The sequence below is a fragment of the Pseudalkalibacillus sp. NRS-1564 genome (genome assembly GCF_050467905.1).
Taxonomy (GTDB): Bacteria; Bacillota; Bacilli; order Bacillales; family Guptibacillaceae; genus Guptibacillus; species Guptibacillus hwajinpoensis_B.
This window is the reverse complement of record NZ_JBITPM010000011.1, coordinates 19,939-35,741: the sequence shown is the minus strand read 5'-3', so window position 1 is coordinate 35,741 and position 15,803 is coordinate 19,939. Positions and strand designations below refer to the sequence as shown.

Here is a 15,803-nt window from a genome sequence, read left to right as displayed (position 1 = left end):
ATGTTAAAATCAACGGTAAGGATAAAAAGGATTTATTATTTTGAAACTGCTCACACCAAAATTACGTAAAGCGTCACCACGTTGAAAAGGAGGAGGGGACAAATGACACCTGTTCTCTTAACAATTATCACGGTTATAGCCTTAATTGTAGCTACATTTATCGTTTATCGTAAAAGAAAAGCGGCTGGTTTGACCGGTATAAAGAGTGCTTTAACGCCAGTGTTTCTCTTTCTTATTGCGATCGTGAACCTTTTAGCTTACTGGTTTGATTTCATGGGAATGATTAACTGGGTTGCGATGATGGTTTTTCTCTTACTCGGTGCTTATTTCACTAAGTACTCCTTGAAAACCGAAAACAAGGCTTAATCTTTTGTTTTGACTGAAAGAGTGTAAGGGATGGTTGTTCGGATTGCGTTGTTAGCGGCGATGATGCTTTCGATACTTTTTTATATCTACCGTCACGCACTCTTCATTAGGCCAAAAACATTAAACTGGCTCAGTCCTTGTAGGAATTTTGGTCGTTGCATGGATTGATTCATGATCGGTAAAGTTCTACTATGATTGATTTAGCGGGGGGAGAACATGATGGAAGTTAAAATACATAGACTTCAAGAAAGTGATGCGGAATCATTGTTTCACTTTGAAGTCGCAAACAGAATTTATTTCAATAAGATGGTCCCAGTTCGTGGTGAGGATTATTATAAATTTGAGACGTTTAACGACAAGCTCGTACAATTAGTAACAGAACAATCTCTGGGTTTATCGACCTTTTATCTTAAAAAAAGATGAAAATGGCACGATCTTAGGAAGAATTAATTTAGTAGATTCCAATCCCTCCAATAATAGCGTCGAGCTTGGTTATAGAATTGGTGAAGAAAATACCGGCAATGGAATAGCGACAAAAGCGCTCAAGCTTTTATTAGAAAAGACAACCAATCGGTAGTGCACCCCGGAAGTTAGAGTTAAAAAACTAACTTCCGGGGTGTTTTGGTATGTCAAAGTATAGTGAGAAATTTAAATTAAAAGTGGTGATGGAGTATCTCCAAGGATCTCTTGGATACCCTTCATTAGCTAAGAAGCATGGAATGCCTAGTCCTTCTCCGATCAAGGGCTGGGTTCGCGCTTATCAAGTCTTTGGAGAAGAGGGATTGAGAAGGAAAAACTCAAAACAAGTCTTCCCTGTCAAATTCAAGTTAAATGTATTAAACTTTATGAAACAGACAGGCGCTTCTTATCAGGAGACTGCGATTGCCTTCAAAATGAACAATCCTTCGCTAATCGCGAGTTGGTCCAGTACATTGCGCAAGGAAGGAATCGAAGGCCTCCAAGAAAAAGCGAAAGGACGGCCCTCTATGTCAAAAAATCATAAAAATAAGTCATCGAAATCAGAAAAAGTGTTAACGCGTGAAGAACAACTCGAACGCGAAAATGAGCTTCTGCGATTAGAGAATTCTTATCTAAAAAAGTTAAAAGCTTTTCAGGAGAACCCGAATGCCTATCTCGAAAAGCACAAGCAGCGCTGGTATTCGAACTCAAAAAAGAAGGATTCAAATTAAAGGATGCTTTGCGGAAAGTGGCTATTCCTGAGGCCACCTACCATTACCAGGTAAAGCAATTAAAGAACGAAGATCCGAATCAAGAGTGGAAAGAAAAGATCAAGAAACTCTTCCATGAGCACGAGGGAAAGTACGGCTATCGCCGCATTTACTTAGCGCTTCGAAACCAGGGATTTGTCATTAACCATAAAAAAGTGCACCGGATGATGAGTGAGTTAGGATTGAAATGTCAAAAATTCACTCGCAAATCCCAGTATAAATCCTACAAAGGAACGGTGGGGAAAGTGGCTCAAAATCGATTAAAACGCAGGTTCCATACATCCATCCGTCTCCAAAAAATCGTCACAGATGTGACTGAATTTAAATGTACAGGAAATGAAAAGCTTTATTTGAGCCCGATGATGGACTTATTTAATGGAGAAATTGTTTCTTTTGGGATTTCCAACCGACCCACTCTCGACCTTGTTTTAAACCCGTTGAAGGAAGCGTTGGAAACCATTCGAACGGAAGCCAAATACCGGACCACCATCCACTCAGATCAAGGCTGGCATTATCAACACAACAAGTGGGTGGAGACATTAAAGAAGAATCAAATCTTTCAAAGTATGTCCAGAAAAGCTACCTGTGCTGATAATGCGGCCATGGAGAATTTCTTCGGGATTCTCAAACAGGAAATGTATTATGGAGAAAAACGTGTTTCTTATGAAGAATTGAAAAGAAAACTCGAGGGATATGTCGACTACTATAACCATGAACGCATAAAAGCAAAACTGGCTGGTTTAAGTCCGATACAATACCGAACTCAAACCAGCCAATCAGCTGCATAATAAAAACTCTAACTTTTAGGGGTCACTACCATCTCGAAGTCATTCAATGCATTATAGCTAGAACAACTCAAGATAATGTCGCCTCACAGAAAGTACTTGCGAAAAATGGTTTTACATATACCTATACGAATCAAGATGAAGTCTTATTGAACGGCAAGTTTGTATCGTTGCTTCATTACATATGGAAAAGGGAAGCCCGTTGATCATTGTGATTAGCGGGCCTTTATTATTATCCAGCTTGCCTTTGAGCAAGCTCTTGATCAATTAAGAGAAGAGCGGATGTATTATCATCTGCTAACTTTAACCTCTCTACGATCGTAAGCGCTTGTGCTTCTTCATCAATTTGTTCTCGTAAGAATTCCTGTACAATAACTGCTGTTTGCGGATCGATTTTTTTAATATAGTTATAGGCCTGACGGTAGGAATTAGTGACATTTTGTTCGTGCTCCAGAACTTGTTGGAACGTTTGGAGAGGAGTTCCAAAATCAGTCGATTGCTCAGGGAGTGCACCTAATTCTACGACACCATCTTTTCCTGCTAAGCTTAAGCAAATGGGTACGTTCTTCGTCTGACTGAATTCGTAACCAACTAGCCATACCTGTGTAATTTTTTCGATCTATATACGCTGACATTGTCAACTACAACGTTGTAGAAATGCGTTCGATTTGAATCAATCTGTTTAACAGGGCTTGAACTTCCTTTTATACTATTGCATCTACCTCGTCATCTTCATATAACTCACTGTATTAAGTAGTTGTTTGTCTCGTTACAGCATAAAAAGTTTAAGAGAAACAGCCTCTTGTTTGAATTCGTATGAACGAGTTCAAAGGTGTTTTTTGCTTTTTTCATAAGAGTAAGCCGTCTCATTCGCCGTTTCATCATGTTCATGATCTTCATATATTAACGTAGGATTAGTTGATGCTAAGAAAACTGCGTCTATATTTACAATGGGGATCGTCTATCGAAATTAAAGAAAAGTGAAATACCTCTGATAGCTAGCAATAACATAATGTAGTAGTGACGGATTTAGGCATCGACGTAGGGAAGTGTAATTTACAATGAATTGTCGAACTAGACGAGCATGCACACCCTGTCCTAACGCGATGCATACAATAGATAAGAAATATTAAACAAATGGTAACTTGAAGAAGTTGAAGAATTCAGCTTCTCATGCTTCGAGTTTACTACATTGTTAGAAAGGATAACTGATTATGGCTTTTATAAATCGATTTGCAACAAATAACTGTGGTGCCATAACATTTACAGGAAATACACTCGGGCTTAGTGGAATTAGTAATATACCAAACACCGCAGGAACAGATGGTACAATCGGTGCATTTATTACGCTTGATAGTGGTTCAACTGTCGATGCCTTTCCACCACCAACAATCGTCGGATCAGCAGGCACAACGACAATCTATACTGAGAATGAATCTCGAGCTGTTCTCGTCTTACCTGTCGGAAGTACAGTGCTCTATGCTGAATTGATTTGGGGAGGACTGTATTTAGGTGGTGGAGAAGACCTTTCGGGGTTAATAGATGATGATATTTTATTTTCTACTCCGATTATCGGTGATACCCCGATTACACCTGATCCTATCACAGCAAATGAATTTAACGGTTTTTATATGCGTTCAGCAGATGTGACCACCCTAGTACAGTCTGCGGGAGCAGGAACTTATAGTGCAGGAAGTGTGCCAGCGATTGTCGATGCTCCAGGGTTTGTTAACCATGCGGGGTGGACTCTTGCAGTTGTCTATGCAAATACAGCTTTGAATAACCGTAATATGAACCTTTATGTTGGTGCAGATGGACAAGTAAGTAACGGTAACCCGATTGACGTCCCGATAGCGGGTTTTTTAACTCCACCTAGTGGTGACGTAGAAGCAAGAGTGCTCTTGAGTGCACAAGAGGGTGACGCGAATATTACTGGGGACCAGGCAGAATTTGGGGTAGATGCATTTACGCTAACGAATCTGTCAGGGCCACGTAATCCAGCATTAAATTTCTTTGGTTCACAGATAACGGACGATTCAGGAAACATTGATATTAGTGGTTCTTATGGAGACCGCAATCATATACCAGGTACTCCAGGTACAAACATATTTGCTGGAAGACAGGGATGGGACATCAGTAATGTGGATGCGACCAACTATTTACCTAACAACCAGGCCTCTGCGTTATTTCGATTTAGTTCCACAGGTGATCTTTATATGCCGAATGCGCTAGGCGTCCAGATTGACTTTGGGGAAGCAGATTTAGAATTGGATAAAGAAGTGAGTAAAACAATCTCCTACGCTGGAGACGTTTTAACATACACCGTTACAATAACAAACGATGGCGTGGTAGAAGCTGACAATGCTTTTTTTGAGGATCTTCTTTCTGATGGTTCAGAGTTTATTCCAGATACGGTGAAGATAGACGGCATTACCCAACCAGGTTTTGACCCGGCGGTGGGCTTCCCATTAGATCCAATTCCGGCGGGAGATTCCCGTGTAATTACCTATAAGATACGTGTTGGTAGTAAGTGCTTTATTATTAATGAAGCAACTCTTACGTATAGCTGCGGTAAAGTAGCAACTAGTAATTCAGTGATTACAACAGCTTGTCAGCGGTGTTGCGGGGATGACGGTGGGTGTTGCTGTTAAGGAAGGGTGCTGTATTCATGCTCAGCATCCTTTTTTACGTTCGCTAAAATTATAGAGATTTACTACCCTATCGGTGATTGTAAACAAACTGATTGCTAGATAGAAATATTTTTGAGAAACAGAATGAATAAAAGATGGCATTATTCTAAATTTTTTGAAATAATTGGTATTAATTAGCTTTCTATATATTTATGAATAAGGAAAAGGTGGGGGTATCGTATGTTTAGTTTAAAAGTGAATGAAGAGGTCTCCTTAAAGTTACTTCAAATGGAAGATGCGCAAGAGCTATTTGAATTGGTTGACCATTCAAGAGATTATTTAAGGGAGTGGCTTCCCTGGGTGGACAATATGAAAGAAAAAGAGGATTATATGCCAGTGATTGAAATGTGGCTAAAACAGTTTTCTTCACATGATGGATTTCAAGCAGGTATTGTGTACAATGAAAGATTAGCAGGCGTGGTAGGATTCCATGGCATCGATTGGTCTAACAAGAAAACGAGTATTGGCTATTGGCTATCAGATAAGTTCCAGGGTAAGGGGATTATGACAGCTGCCGTTAATGAACTAATTGTCCAGGCATTTGAAGTATACAAATTGAACCGAATTGAAATACAGTGCGGGATAGAGAATAAAAAAAGTCAGGGAATTCCGAGACGTCTTGGTTTTAAACCCGATGGAATCATAAAAGACGCTGAATATTTGTACGATCACTTTCATGACACCATCCTGTATAGTCTTCTCGCGAAAGAATGGAATGAATATCGTGAGAGTTAATAAACGCACAGAATTTAAATTGACTATAGCGTATAGGGGTATGAATGAGGTGTATTAATGGGAAAGTTGTATTTTTATAGCGATCAAGTAAATGAAACACCCGGCAACCGTAGATTAGATGAATTACTGTTTAGTGATGGAAACAAAAAGATTAGCTACATACCTTCAACGGAGGATAAAGAAAAGCATTATTTTGAAGCTAAAGTGAATTATTATCGAAACTGTGGAATCGAGAATATCATGTTTTTCGATTTATACAGTGAATTTGAACCTATGAAAATAGATGAACTATTGAGTTCAGATATAATCCATCTCTCAGCAGGTAATCCGCTGGAATTTAGTAAGGCTCTCAATCATCGGCATATGGATCATGTTCTTTTAGATTTCTATAATCGCGGAGGAATTCTTGTTGGGGTGAGCGGAGGAGCGGTTAAACTCGGTAGATCTACAAAGCTATTTCAGATGTATACAGAAAAAACTAGCGAGGCGGTGCACCAAACTATGGGTCTTGTCGATTTCGAGTTTTTACCTCACTACAATCGCTGGAGTTCAGATTATAAGAGTAAAGTTTGGGAGTACGCTAAGAGAACAGGAACAACTGTTTATGCAGCTAATGACGGCGATGGAATTATCTTTGAAGAGGATAAACTACAAATGATTGGTGATATAGTAGTGATGAATAGTGAGTTGTAATGGCACTATCTCAGTGAGATATGGTACATCACTACAATTGCTTGTTTTATAGGAGGAATAAAAATGGATGTATTTGAAGAATATCTAGCAAAGATAGAGAACCTGCAGCACCGAGAGCGAACGGAACAAATTTTGACCTGGGTACAAAATGAATTTCCAAACCTGGTGCCGAAAATTGCTTGGAATCAGCCAATGTTTACAGATCACGGAACATTTATTATTGCCTTTAGCGTAGCAAAACATCATTTGGCTGTTGCCCCTGAAAAGAATGGAATTGTTCATTTTTCTGAAGAAATGAAACTTGCTGGCTATGATCACACTAAACAACTAATGCGTATTCCGTGGGGTAGTTCAGTTGAATTTTCATTACTTAAAAAAATGATCGAATTCAATATTCATGATAAGGCAGACTGTTCAACTTTCTGGCGCAAGTGAATAAATAGACGGGACAGGCTTCTATTTGGACCAACCGCTTGGTAGTCGCTATGTGAGATTAACGTTTAAAACTAAATGAGGTTCATATATGGTCAACGGGAACCCTTCTATTTATTTTTGTCCATATTGGCATCATTATGTGACTCATCGGGATAGCGGCTTCTGTTATGAAATTACAGGTAAGTGAAAAAATACACGTGTATAAATTAAGTAATAATAAATTACGGCGTAGGGCAAGTTCCATCAGCGAGCTTGCTCCTTTTTAGTACAAATTAATTCAGTCTGGAAAAATCGAAAAAGGCTAGAAATGCAGTTCGTTAAATGATAGGTAAGCTTATCTATATGTCGAAAGATGCAGAGAAAACGTCACGGTTTTCTTTAACATAAGTATGTTATCCATACATGATCCACTTCGAATGATTCATTTTTGATCAGAATACTTGTAATAGTTTGAAAAATACAACCTCATATCTCTAAAATAGAAGATAGTTCAACTAGAAGAGGAGGAAAAAAGACATATGAAATCTAGGAAATGGAAATATGGAATTGCGCTTTTTATTGTAGGGATATTAACTATCGGTTTTTTACCGTTAACTGGAAGTGCCAAAGGTGATTGCTTTAACACTGATGCGGCGCTAACACCAGAGGAGCAGCGAATGGAAGACGGTGCCCCAATCCCACAGCAAATTATGGATAAGGCGGAGTTTACAGTTTTTGCGGATGAATTTAAGGAGGATTTGTGCAAAGCGAAAAGTGTAAAAAAAGCAGAGAAAGTGATCGAAAAGCATGGTGAGAAGCTGTGGGAGACGGCTGTTGCTCGAGCTCAGGGAGAACGAAATGATTTAGGGGAACTAGATCGTTATGATGATCGCCCGCTTTATTGGACTCGATTACATATGACTGCTGCCCTCAGGCAATGGGAACCTTCATATACAGTAACGGAGAAAAAGCAAGAAGAACTGATGAAGAAACTAGAGTACACGTCAAGGGGAATTACTTCTATTGATTTTCCAAAAGGGAAGAAAGTTAAGCGTATTTTAGTAAGCGGATTTGATCCATACCGTTTAGAACAGGAATTTAGGAGATCAAACCCTTCTGGCGCTGCAGCGCTTCAGATGGATGGGAAAGTCGTTTTGACGGAAGAAGGTCCAGCTTTTGTTCAAGCAGCGAATTTTCCGGTACGATGGGATGATTTTGATGAAGGAATCGTTGAAGATACTTTTGGACCTTACCTGGTTAATAGTAAAGAGCAGGTGGATCTCATGATGACAATCAGTCAAGGTGGTCCAAAAGCTATGACCATCGAAGGGTTTGCCGGGAGATGGCGCACAGGGGTTGGAAACACTCTTGAAGATCGCTCAGAAGTTATTCCGACAGTGAGCAATTGGCCGATGCCTGAAAAACTGCCGGAATTTATTGAAACAACGCTTCCTTACAAGGAAATGATTGCAGCCAATACTGGACCATGGCCGGTAGAAAGAGGCGATGAAGTATGCGAATGGCTCGCACCAGAATATCGTGATAAACCGTATGAGTGCCATGAAGGGGGTCCGACTGAAGGATCAAAAGCTCGTAAAGGAGGAGGCGGAAGCTACTTATCGAATGAAAGTCAGTACCGATCCAATCGCGTGCGAATTGGGATAGGAGCTTATGATATTCCGGGTGGACACCTTCACGTAGCCGCTCAGGAGTACTATCCTGAAGATCCTTCCGTTTATATCACTGATGAGTTCCAAAAGTTCCGTCAGGCGACAGTAGATCAAACAGTTGAATTAGTTATAGCGGCTTCAGAGGCTGCTGAAAAGTAACCGTTTAAGAATTATGTTAGAAGTATACAAAACCGCCCTTTATTTAAATGAAGGGCGGTTTTGTATAGCCTTTAAGAGTTAAAAGTAGGTAGGTGAGGTTGGTTGTAATGTAAAGCTACACCCCTATGCTCTTCAAACTGCGATCATTTACACAGACGGAGGGGTTAATAAATAAAAGAAGAGAAGAAGCTCGTATTGATATAGCCCAGAAAGCTTATATAACATAAAAAAAGAAGCGCACGCAGCGCTTCTAGTGAATGGAGCGAAAGACCCCAATTACTTTACCAAGAATAGAAACGGAATCAAGAATGATCGGTTCCATCGATGAGTTTTCCGGTTGAAGTCGGAAGTAGTTGCTTTCTTTAAAGAATCGTTTAACAGTTGCTTCAGCTTCATCTGTCATCGCGACAACAATATCACCGTTATTTGCAGTTGGTTGTTGCTTCACAATAACCATATCACCGTTATAAATACCAGCTTCGATCATACTATCCCCTTCAATCACTAGAATAAAGGTATGTTCTTCATCCTGTGCAAACTGTTCTGGAAGCGGGAAGTATTCTTCTACATTTTCAATGGCAGTGATCGGTTGACCAGCAGTTACTTTACCAATGACGGGAACGTTTACAGTATGTTGACGAGGAATATCGATCGTTTCATCAAGACCAAGCACTTCGATGGCTCTTGGTTTTGTTGGGTCTCGTCTGATATACCCTTTTTTCTCGAGTCTTGCCAGGTGGCCATGGACAGTGGAGCTTGAAGCAAGTCCAACAGCTTCGCCAATTTCTCTTACGGAGGGTGGATAACCCTTTTGCTTAACTTCGACTTTAATAAAGTCCAGAATGTCCTGCTGACGCTTTGATAGTTTCATAATATCTGGCACCTCGTTCCAATCTATCTATTTGTTAGTAGTATACCAGAATTTTTGTTCGCATACAAACATAAGTTCGAAGAAATCAGTTGACACGAACAGAGGTTCTGATATACTAAAAACAGAACAAATATTCGCATATGGGGTGATTGGGATGAGAAAGCAAGCTGGGGGCTTGTCTGGAGTTGATTTTCTTGTCATTATATCTTTTGTAGCTGTGTTAATTATTGTGTTTCTATCTTTGCGAACAGCTGCAGCTGAGGAGTATGATCGTTATACAACGGTACAATTGGAGCAGGGAGATACTGTTTTAGAAATTGCGGAAGAATACCGTACTGCGCATGAGTTGTCTGATCGGAAGTTCGTCAGTTGGGTTGAAGAAGTGAATAGCATTGATGCAAACCGAATTACAGCAGGAGATACTCTCATCATCCCTGTTGAAGCGAACGCTACCGCACTTGGGGGTAAAGAATAAAGTATGAACGCCGTTATTTATTGTCGGGTAAGCACAAAGAAAGAAGCACAGGAGTCTTCTCTTGCCAGGCAAAAAGAAGAACTACAACGATTTGCATCACAGTCAGGTTTTATTATACAGCGCTTGATTGAAGAAAAGCACAGCGGGTATGACATTGATCGTGATGGCATACTTGAGGTGCTTGACTTATTGAAAGAGGGGCATGTTGAGGCATTGCTCATTCAAGATGAAACAAGACTTGGGGGAGGGAATGCAAAGATCGCTCTTCTACATGCCGTCCATAAATATGGAGGGACGATTTATACAGTGAATCAAAACGGAGAACTTCAATTGTCGGAATCTGATTCGATGGTTCTTGAGATCGTTAGTATCGTTGAAGAATTTCAGCGCAAGCTTCATAATCTGAAAATTAAACGTGGAATGGACAAGGCGGTTAAAGAAGGCTATCGACCACAGCGAAACCTCAGCCATCAAAATCAAGGTGGGCGTGAGCGGGTGGAAGTTCCAATCGAAGAAATTGTTAATCTACGAAACCGTGGTCTTACGTTTAATGAGATAGCTGCAACGCTTAAAGGATTTGGACATCACGCTTCGAAAGCAACGGTACATAGACGTTATCAGGAATATGTTGACGAGCAGAACGAGAAGCACTAAACTTGTCTATGTTCAAAACATGCGTTAGCATGTGAGATACAAGTTTCAGTAAAGGAGCTATTTTACATGCCTTTTGAAGATAAACTCCAAAGAATTAACGAGCTATCTCGTAAAGCAAAAGAGTCATCATTAACAGAAGATGAGAAAAAAGAACAGAAAAAGCTACGTAAGGAATATTTAGCAAATTTCCGTTCTTCTTTCAAAAACCAACTTCATTCTATAAAAGTTGTGGATGAAGAAGGCACAGATGTAACACCTGAAAAGCTTAAGGAAAGCAAGAAAAACCGTCGCTTTCTTCAGTAGAAAATAGCCTAATTTTGCGAAAAGCAAAATTAGGCTATTTTTATGGTTGCAATTTTTCAAATATTCGTTATACTGTACTATAACAAGATGTACTAATACAAAACGGAGAGGGCGGATATGATGTTTGTTGTAACTGATTCTGCAGCTGAGTTTTACAAAAATGAAATGGAACTTGGTAACGGTGATTGCCTGAGGTTATTCGTACGCTACGCAGGGAGTGGAGACAGCGGAGGTTTTTCTCTTGGGGTCATGTCTGATAAGCCTTCATATGATGATTATAAGCAAGAAATTGGAGGAGTTACGTACTTCGTTCGACCGGACGATCAATGGTTTGTTGATCGAATGAAGCTTGATTATGATGAGAGATCCGGCGGTGTTCTTTGTGACCTGCCGAGTATGGCATAGCATTCTAAAGACCTGTACTATAACATATATGTTATAGTACAGGTCTTTTTGATTTCGACAAAACTAGTGAAGGCTAGCCTCCATGTATAGACAATCATTTTATGAGAACTCATTTATACTTTCTTTTATATGAGTGGATTCTTGGGCAGGGGGGAGTTATATGAGGCATTACGAAATGTACTTCGTTAAGCAGCACATTGCAGAACAATATGCTGGTAAGGAGCATCTGTTGTATCAACTTTTCCTCGAAAGGAAGCGGGCCATACAGGCTGATCAGAAAGAGCTTCTAGAAAAACAGGTAGCCTTTATTACAGAGCCTGTGGAAGAAGAAGAACTAAATACCAGTTTGGTCAATGAATTGGGTGGCTTTCGCACGTATGAATATAAAAATGAAGGGCATCGATTGTGTATTAAACAATCTAAAAGTGATGCATCTTTATTTGTAAGAAGCGAGAAGATAAATATATATGCTAGCGGATCAAACGAGGCTGAAACAGTCTTTTTTGAAGTGATACGAAAATTAACTCCTTCGTTCTTTGCGATTGACTTCCAATCCGGTCGATACGGGTGGCTTAACCCGATTAAACAACAGAAACTAGTTTGAATAAACTCCTACTATTTTAATAGACGTTATTGTATAATCATTAAGGGTTGTAGTACACTATTGGAAGAGAAAGAATAAGGAGGAAATCTAGAATGTGGTGGATGTACACGCTTGTGGGCGTGCTAGCGTTGATTGCTGGAGTAGCACTTGGCTTTTTTATTGCCCGCAAATATATGATGGACTATTTAAAGAAGAATCCCCCTATTAATGAAAATATGCTTCGTGTAATGATGATGCAAATGGGGCAAAAACCTTCTCAGAAGAAGATTAATCAGATGATGAAGGCTATGAATAGTCAAATGACAAACAACGATAAATAGCTTATTGAGCACTCTGGTAACAGAGTGCTTTTTGTATGGAGTAATTTTGGTTGACGGGTCTAATTGGTGTGATGGTATGATAGATTAGACTATAAAAAATCAGGAAGTGTTCACATGACAATGAAAAATTTAGTAGTAGCAACAGGTCTTTCGTTCGCGCTTTTAGCCGGATGCCAGGCGGGAGATGACGAGCAAACGTCTAACCAGACAGAGAATCAGTCACAGAATGATGGACAGACGAATAACGGCTCCTCGAATAGTATTGAAAATAATGATGGAAACCAAAACAATAACAAGCAAAATGATAGCAGCAAGAAAGAAGATGAAGAAAGCGATCAAAGCGATGAGGCCAAAAAGGATAAATCAGCAGCGTATCCAACGATGGCTGAAACAGTTGAGAAAAATGGAGAGAATTTAACTGTAACGAATCCAGACAGTATTTATGTTGTGGCAAATAAAGAGCGAAATCTACCTTCAGACTTTGTGCCCCAAAATCTTGTGGAACCGGATGTTTCTTCATACGCACCAAAAGATGATCCTAAAAGGTTGATGGTCAAGGAAGCGGCTACAGCGCTTGAAAAAATGTTTGCCGGTGCAAAGAAAGATGGATTTGAATTAAAAGCTGTCTCTGGCTACCGCTCCTATGAGCGACAGGAAGCTATTTTTGCTTATAATGCTGAACAGCGTGGAGAAGAAGTAGCGAACCAGGTTAGCGCTCAGGCGGGGCAGAGTGAACATCAGACGGGATTAACGATGGATATTAGCACGCCTTCTCTAGGAAGCTCTCTTACCGAAGAATTTGGCAATACGCCAGAAGGTAAGTGGGTAGCAGAGCATGCGCATGAATATGGCTTTGTTGTTCGTTACTTAAAAGGAAAAGAAGATATCACTGGCTATCAGTATGAGCCATGGCACGTTCGGTATGTGGGCAAGGAAGCGGCTTCTGATGTTCATGAAGCGGGCGTTACGCTTGAAGAATTTTTCTCTGAAGAAAAATAGTTATGGAATGTTCATAGTTTGAATAAGATAAATCGTTTACAATAGAGGTTGAAATGGTAACGACATGCACATGATAAGATCATGCATTAGACAGGGAGTAATTTAATGGCAGATTTGAACTTGTTTTTAGCGTTCGGAGCCGGCTTTTTATCGTTCATCTCACCGTGTGTGCTACCGCTTTATCCAGCGTTTATTTCTTATATCACTGGGGTATCCGTTGACGACTTGAAAGAAGAACGAGGAATGATGCAGAAAAGGGCAATTCTTCATACGATCTTCTTTTTAATAGGGTTTTCAATTATTTTCCTCGTATTAGGGATGTCAACATCGCTCGTTGGAAATTTATTTATTCAGTACAAAGAGCTGCTTCGTCAAGTTGGAGCCATTTTGATTGTGGTATTTGGACTTGTAGTAGTAGGTTTTTGGACACCGAACTTTCTAATGAAAGATCGCAGGTTAAAAATTCGAAACCGCCCATCTGGCTTTGTTGGATCGATTTTAATTGGGATGGGTTTTGCGGCAGGTTGGACACCTTGTACAGGGCCGATTTTAGCTGCGGTTATTGCGTTGGGTGTTTCAAACCCTGGAGCTGGCTTCATGTACATGGTAGCTTATACGCTTGGTTTTTCTGTTCCATTTTTCATTCTGTCCTTTTTTATCGGTCGAATGCACTGGATTAAGAAAAATAGCCGGTTCATCATGAAGGCTGGCGGGTACTTAATGATTGTAATGGGAATCTTGCTTTACTTTAACTTTATGACAATGTTTACATCGTTCCTTGTAAATAACCTGTTTGGTGGATTTCAAGGATTTTAATAAAGAAAGGGTGTAGAAGTGTGAAGGGGACAAATGACCTTATACTTAAAACGACGACTACGATTATCGTCTTTATTATTCTAGGATTTTCAATATACTTATTCTTCGCTGGTCATAATGCACCTGGTGGAGGTTTCATCGGAGGACTTATGTCGGCGGGTGCTCTGGTGCTTCTTTATATCTCTTATGGCTTTAAAACCATGAATAAGGTCATCCGCATTGATTTTAAGAACTTTATTCCGATCGGTCTTCTGATTGCTGTTCTCACTGGCGTCGGTTCCTTTCTTTTTGGACAGCCGTTCTTGAGTCAGACAGACGCGTACTTTGAGCTTCCGATTCTCGGTCATTCTCACCTCGCGACAGCAATGTTATTTGACCTAGGCGTTTATTTTACGGTTGTCGGTGTTACGATGACGATTATCCTAAGCATTGCGGCAGATGAAGGCGAAGAAGAACTTTCAAAAGTAAATGGTTAATGTGAAAAGAACGGTTGTGCACCGTTCTTTTTTTCATGCGCTTGTATTTTTTGTCTCTTCCACATACAATGGAAATGATGGGTAGTACGGTATAGGTGAGGGATGAGTATATGCTGATTTTAAGTACAGTTGTTGGAGCTATGATGGCTCTTGCGATGGTAGTAATCAGGTTGAAAGCTTCAAAGAAACCTGCAACAATAAGGAAAATAATACTTCCGCCCTTTTTTATGGCAACTGGTTTTTTGATGTTCGTTGTTCCGGATGCAAGGGTTCCATGGTACGAAGCGATTGAAGCGCTATCAGTTGGAGCGGCTTTTTCGTTGTTATTGATTCGGACGTCTAAGTTTGAAATTAAAGATGATCAAATTTATTTAACACGTTCAAAAGCTTTTGCGTTTATTTTGATCGGCTTACTTCTAGTAAGAATCGTTTTTAAACTAATCATTGGCGAGTCAATCCCTGTGCTTCAAACAAGCTCGCTTTTCTTCGTATTAGCATTTGGTATGATCGTTCCATGGAGAATTTCGATGTATTATCAATTTAAGAAAACGGAACGAAGCCGAGGACACAGTGGTCGACTTCATCAAACATTACTTTAAAAAAACTCGTTTAGCATCTGCTAAACGAGTTTTTTTATTGAAGCAAATGATGATAGGGGCTCATATCAATTCGCTTTTCATTTAATTTTTTCACGAGCCATTTGTGATCTCGTTTTGGAGTAGCGATAATATACCCTCGAATTATTAAGTCTTGAGACATATCTTTCGCTTTTTCTTTTAACGCAAGCTCGCCAATTGTTCCTGCAATCTTATACTTAGCAATATCTCGAAACAATTCAGGCACAGGTGCGACTAGTTCGTCTAATAACTTTTTTTGATCACTGCTCCACATATGCTTCGTTTGTTCAATGTAGTGCTCTTGCCAGTCAAGAGTTGACTTGCCATCTTCTTTTGGAAGGCGCTTGAGAAACTTCCGAAACATAAAGAATCCACCAATTGCAATTAGTGAAATTAAGATCACTGTCCATCCAACGATAAACCATTGAAACCATCCTGCCAACGCACTCACCTCATGGCATCATAATATAAACTGTATGAATACGGTCACATTATACGCCGAAAGCGCTTTTTAATCAAGAG

Annotated in this window: 21 protein-coding genes and 1 pseudogene; 19 read left to right on the top strand and 3 right to left on the bottom strand. The window is 39.8% G+C overall.

Annotation, left to right across the window (positions count from 1 at the left end; genetic code table 11):
- Positions 1-102: 102 nt before the first annotated feature.
- The 4 genes from ACIFPW_RS05190 to ACIFPW_RS05175 all read left to right on the top strand — a co-directional run bounded on the left by ACIFPW_RS05190 (position 103) and on the right by ACIFPW_RS05175 (position 2,383).
- Positions 103-366: a hypothetical protein gene (locus ACIFPW_RS05190; RefSeq protein ID WP_430242530.1), complete on the top strand. Its 264-nt coding sequence runs from the start codon at positions 103-105 to the stop codon at positions 364-366.
- A 406-nt stretch (positions 367-772) separates the two neighbouring features.
- Positions 773-943, top strand: coding sequence for a GNAT family N-acetyltransferase (locus ACIFPW_RS05185; RefSeq protein WP_430242814.1), 171 nt, complete (start codon positions 773-775; stop codon positions 941-943).
- 49 nt (positions 944-992) lie between these two features.
- Positions 993-1,556 (top strand): transposase, encoded by a 564-nt coding sequence (locus tag ACIFPW_RS05180; RefSeq protein WP_224598276.1) that lies wholly within the window; start codon positions 993-995, stop codon positions 1,554-1,556.
- Positions 1,442-2,383 carry an IS3 family transposase gene (locus ACIFPW_RS05175; RefSeq protein WP_430242811.1) on the top strand — a complete coding sequence of 314 codons (942 nt, stop codon included), beginning with the start codon at positions 1,442-1,444 and terminating at the stop codon, positions 2,381-2,383. Before ACIFPW_RS05180 ends, ACIFPW_RS05175 begins: the two co-directional genes overlap by 115 nt.
- A 229-nt stretch (positions 2,384-2,612) precedes the next feature.
- On the opposite strand, the pseudogene ACIFPW_RS05170 reads toward ACIFPW_RS05175, so the two are convergent.
- A pseudogene (locus tag ACIFPW_RS05170) lies at positions 2,613-3,069 on the bottom strand (ferritin).
- Between the two features lie 525 nt (positions 3,070-3,594).
- Here ACIFPW_RS05170 and ACIFPW_RS05165 point away from each other — a divergent pair.
- The 5 genes from ACIFPW_RS05165 to ACIFPW_RS05145 all read left to right on the top strand — a co-directional run bounded on the left by ACIFPW_RS05165 (position 3,595) and on the right by ACIFPW_RS05145 (position 8,741).
- The gene (locus tag ACIFPW_RS05165; RefSeq protein WP_430242528.1) at positions 3,595-5,031 is read left to right on the top strand and encodes a DUF11 domain-containing protein; all 1,437 of its coding nucleotides are present in this window, start codon (positions 3,595-3,597) and stop codon (positions 5,029-5,031) included.
- Positions 5,032-5,250: 219 nt separating this feature from the next.
- A complete protein-coding gene (locus ACIFPW_RS05160) occupies positions 5,251-5,805 on the top strand; it encodes a GNAT family N-acetyltransferase (protein WP_430242527.1) in 555 nt (184 codons plus the stop codon).
- Positions 5,806-5,862: 57 nt separating this feature from the next.
- Entirely contained in the window at positions 5,863-6,498 is a 636-nt protein-coding gene (locus ACIFPW_RS05155) for a Type 1 glutamine amidotransferase-like domain-containing protein (RefSeq protein WP_430242525.1), read from the top strand.
- 63 nt (positions 6,499-6,561) lie between these two features.
- The gene (locus tag ACIFPW_RS05150; RefSeq protein WP_430242523.1) at positions 6,562-6,933 is read left to right on the top strand and encodes an iron chaperone; all 372 of its coding nucleotides are present in this window, start codon (positions 6,562-6,564) and stop codon (positions 6,931-6,933) included.
- Positions 6,934-7,451: 518 nt separating this feature from the next.
- Complete coding sequence (locus ACIFPW_RS05145) at positions 7,452-8,741, top strand: hypothetical protein (protein WP_430242521.1); 1,290 nt, start codon at positions 7,452-7,454, stop codon at positions 8,739-8,741.
- 250 nt (positions 8,742-8,991) lie between these two features.
- Here the strand turns inward: ACIFPW_RS05145 and lexA are convergent, their stop codons facing one another.
- Complete coding sequence (gene lexA, locus ACIFPW_RS05140; protein WP_194222291.1) at positions 8,992-9,615, bottom strand: transcriptional repressor LexA; 624 nt, start codon at positions 9,613-9,615, stop codon at positions 8,992-8,994.
- A 151-nt stretch (positions 9,616-9,766) separates the two neighbouring features.
- Between lexA and yneA the strand changes: the two genes are divergently transcribed.
- From yneA to ACIFPW_RS05090, 10 genes are all read left to right on the top strand, one after another.
- Entirely contained in the window at positions 9,767-10,087 is a 321-nt protein-coding gene (yneA, locus tag ACIFPW_RS05135) for a cell division suppressor protein YneA (RefSeq protein WP_194221497.1), read from the top strand.
- 3 nt (positions 10,088-10,090) lie between these two features.
- Complete coding sequence (locus tag ACIFPW_RS05130; RefSeq protein WP_430242518.1) at positions 10,091-10,741, top strand: YneB family resolvase-like protein; 651 nt, start codon at positions 10,091-10,093, stop codon at positions 10,739-10,741.
- Positions 10,742-10,807: 66 nt separating this feature from the next.
- Complete coding sequence (locus tag ACIFPW_RS05125; RefSeq protein WP_194221499.1) at positions 10,808-11,044, top strand: DUF896 domain-containing protein; 237 nt, start codon at positions 10,808-10,810, stop codon at positions 11,042-11,044.
- Between the two features lie 117 nt (positions 11,045-11,161).
- Positions 11,162-11,449: a HesB/YadR/YfhF family protein gene (locus ACIFPW_RS05120; RefSeq protein ID WP_194221500.1), complete on the top strand. Its 288-nt coding sequence runs from the start codon at positions 11,162-11,164 to the stop codon at positions 11,447-11,449.
- A 160-nt stretch (positions 11,450-11,609) separates the two neighbouring features.
- A complete protein-coding gene (sirA, locus tag ACIFPW_RS05115) occupies positions 11,610-12,053 on the top strand; it encodes a sporulation inhibitor of replication protein SirA (RefSeq protein ID WP_430242516.1) in 444 nt (147 codons plus the stop codon).
- A gap of 92 nt (positions 12,054-12,145) precedes the next feature.
- Complete coding sequence (locus ACIFPW_RS05110; protein WP_098443499.1) at positions 12,146-12,373, top strand: YneF family protein; 228 nt, start codon at positions 12,146-12,148, stop codon at positions 12,371-12,373.
- Positions 12,374-12,487: 114 nt separating this feature from the next.
- Positions 12,488-13,372: a D-alanyl-D-alanine carboxypeptidase family protein gene (locus ACIFPW_RS05105; protein ID WP_430242514.1), complete on the top strand. Its 885-nt coding sequence runs from the start codon at positions 12,488-12,490 to the stop codon at positions 13,370-13,372.
- Between the two features lie 105 nt (positions 13,373-13,477).
- Positions 13,478-14,188, top strand: coding sequence for a cytochrome c biogenesis protein CcdA (locus ACIFPW_RS05100; RefSeq protein ID WP_226612931.1), 711 nt, complete (start codon positions 13,478-13,480; stop codon positions 14,186-14,188).
- Positions 14,189-14,208: 20 nt separating this feature from the next.
- A complete protein-coding gene (locus ACIFPW_RS05095; RefSeq protein ID WP_430242511.1) occupies positions 14,209-14,664 on the top strand; it encodes a Na(+)/H(+) antiporter subunit B in 456 nt (151 codons plus the stop codon).
- A gap of 110 nt (positions 14,665-14,774) precedes the next feature.
- Positions 14,775-15,263 carry a CcdC family protein gene (locus ACIFPW_RS05090; protein WP_194221505.1) on the top strand — a complete coding sequence of 163 codons (489 nt, stop codon included), beginning with the start codon at positions 14,775-14,777 and terminating at the stop codon, positions 15,261-15,263.
- Between the two features lie 34 nt (positions 15,264-15,297).
- Here the strand turns inward: ACIFPW_RS05090 and ACIFPW_RS05085 are convergent, their stop codons facing one another.
- On the bottom strand, positions 15,298-15,723 hold the full coding sequence (locus tag ACIFPW_RS05085) for a DUF2621 domain-containing protein (RefSeq protein WP_404682171.1): 426 nt from the start codon (positions 15,721-15,723) through the stop codon (positions 15,298-15,300).
- Between the last annotated feature and the right edge of the window lie 80 nt (positions 15,724-15,803).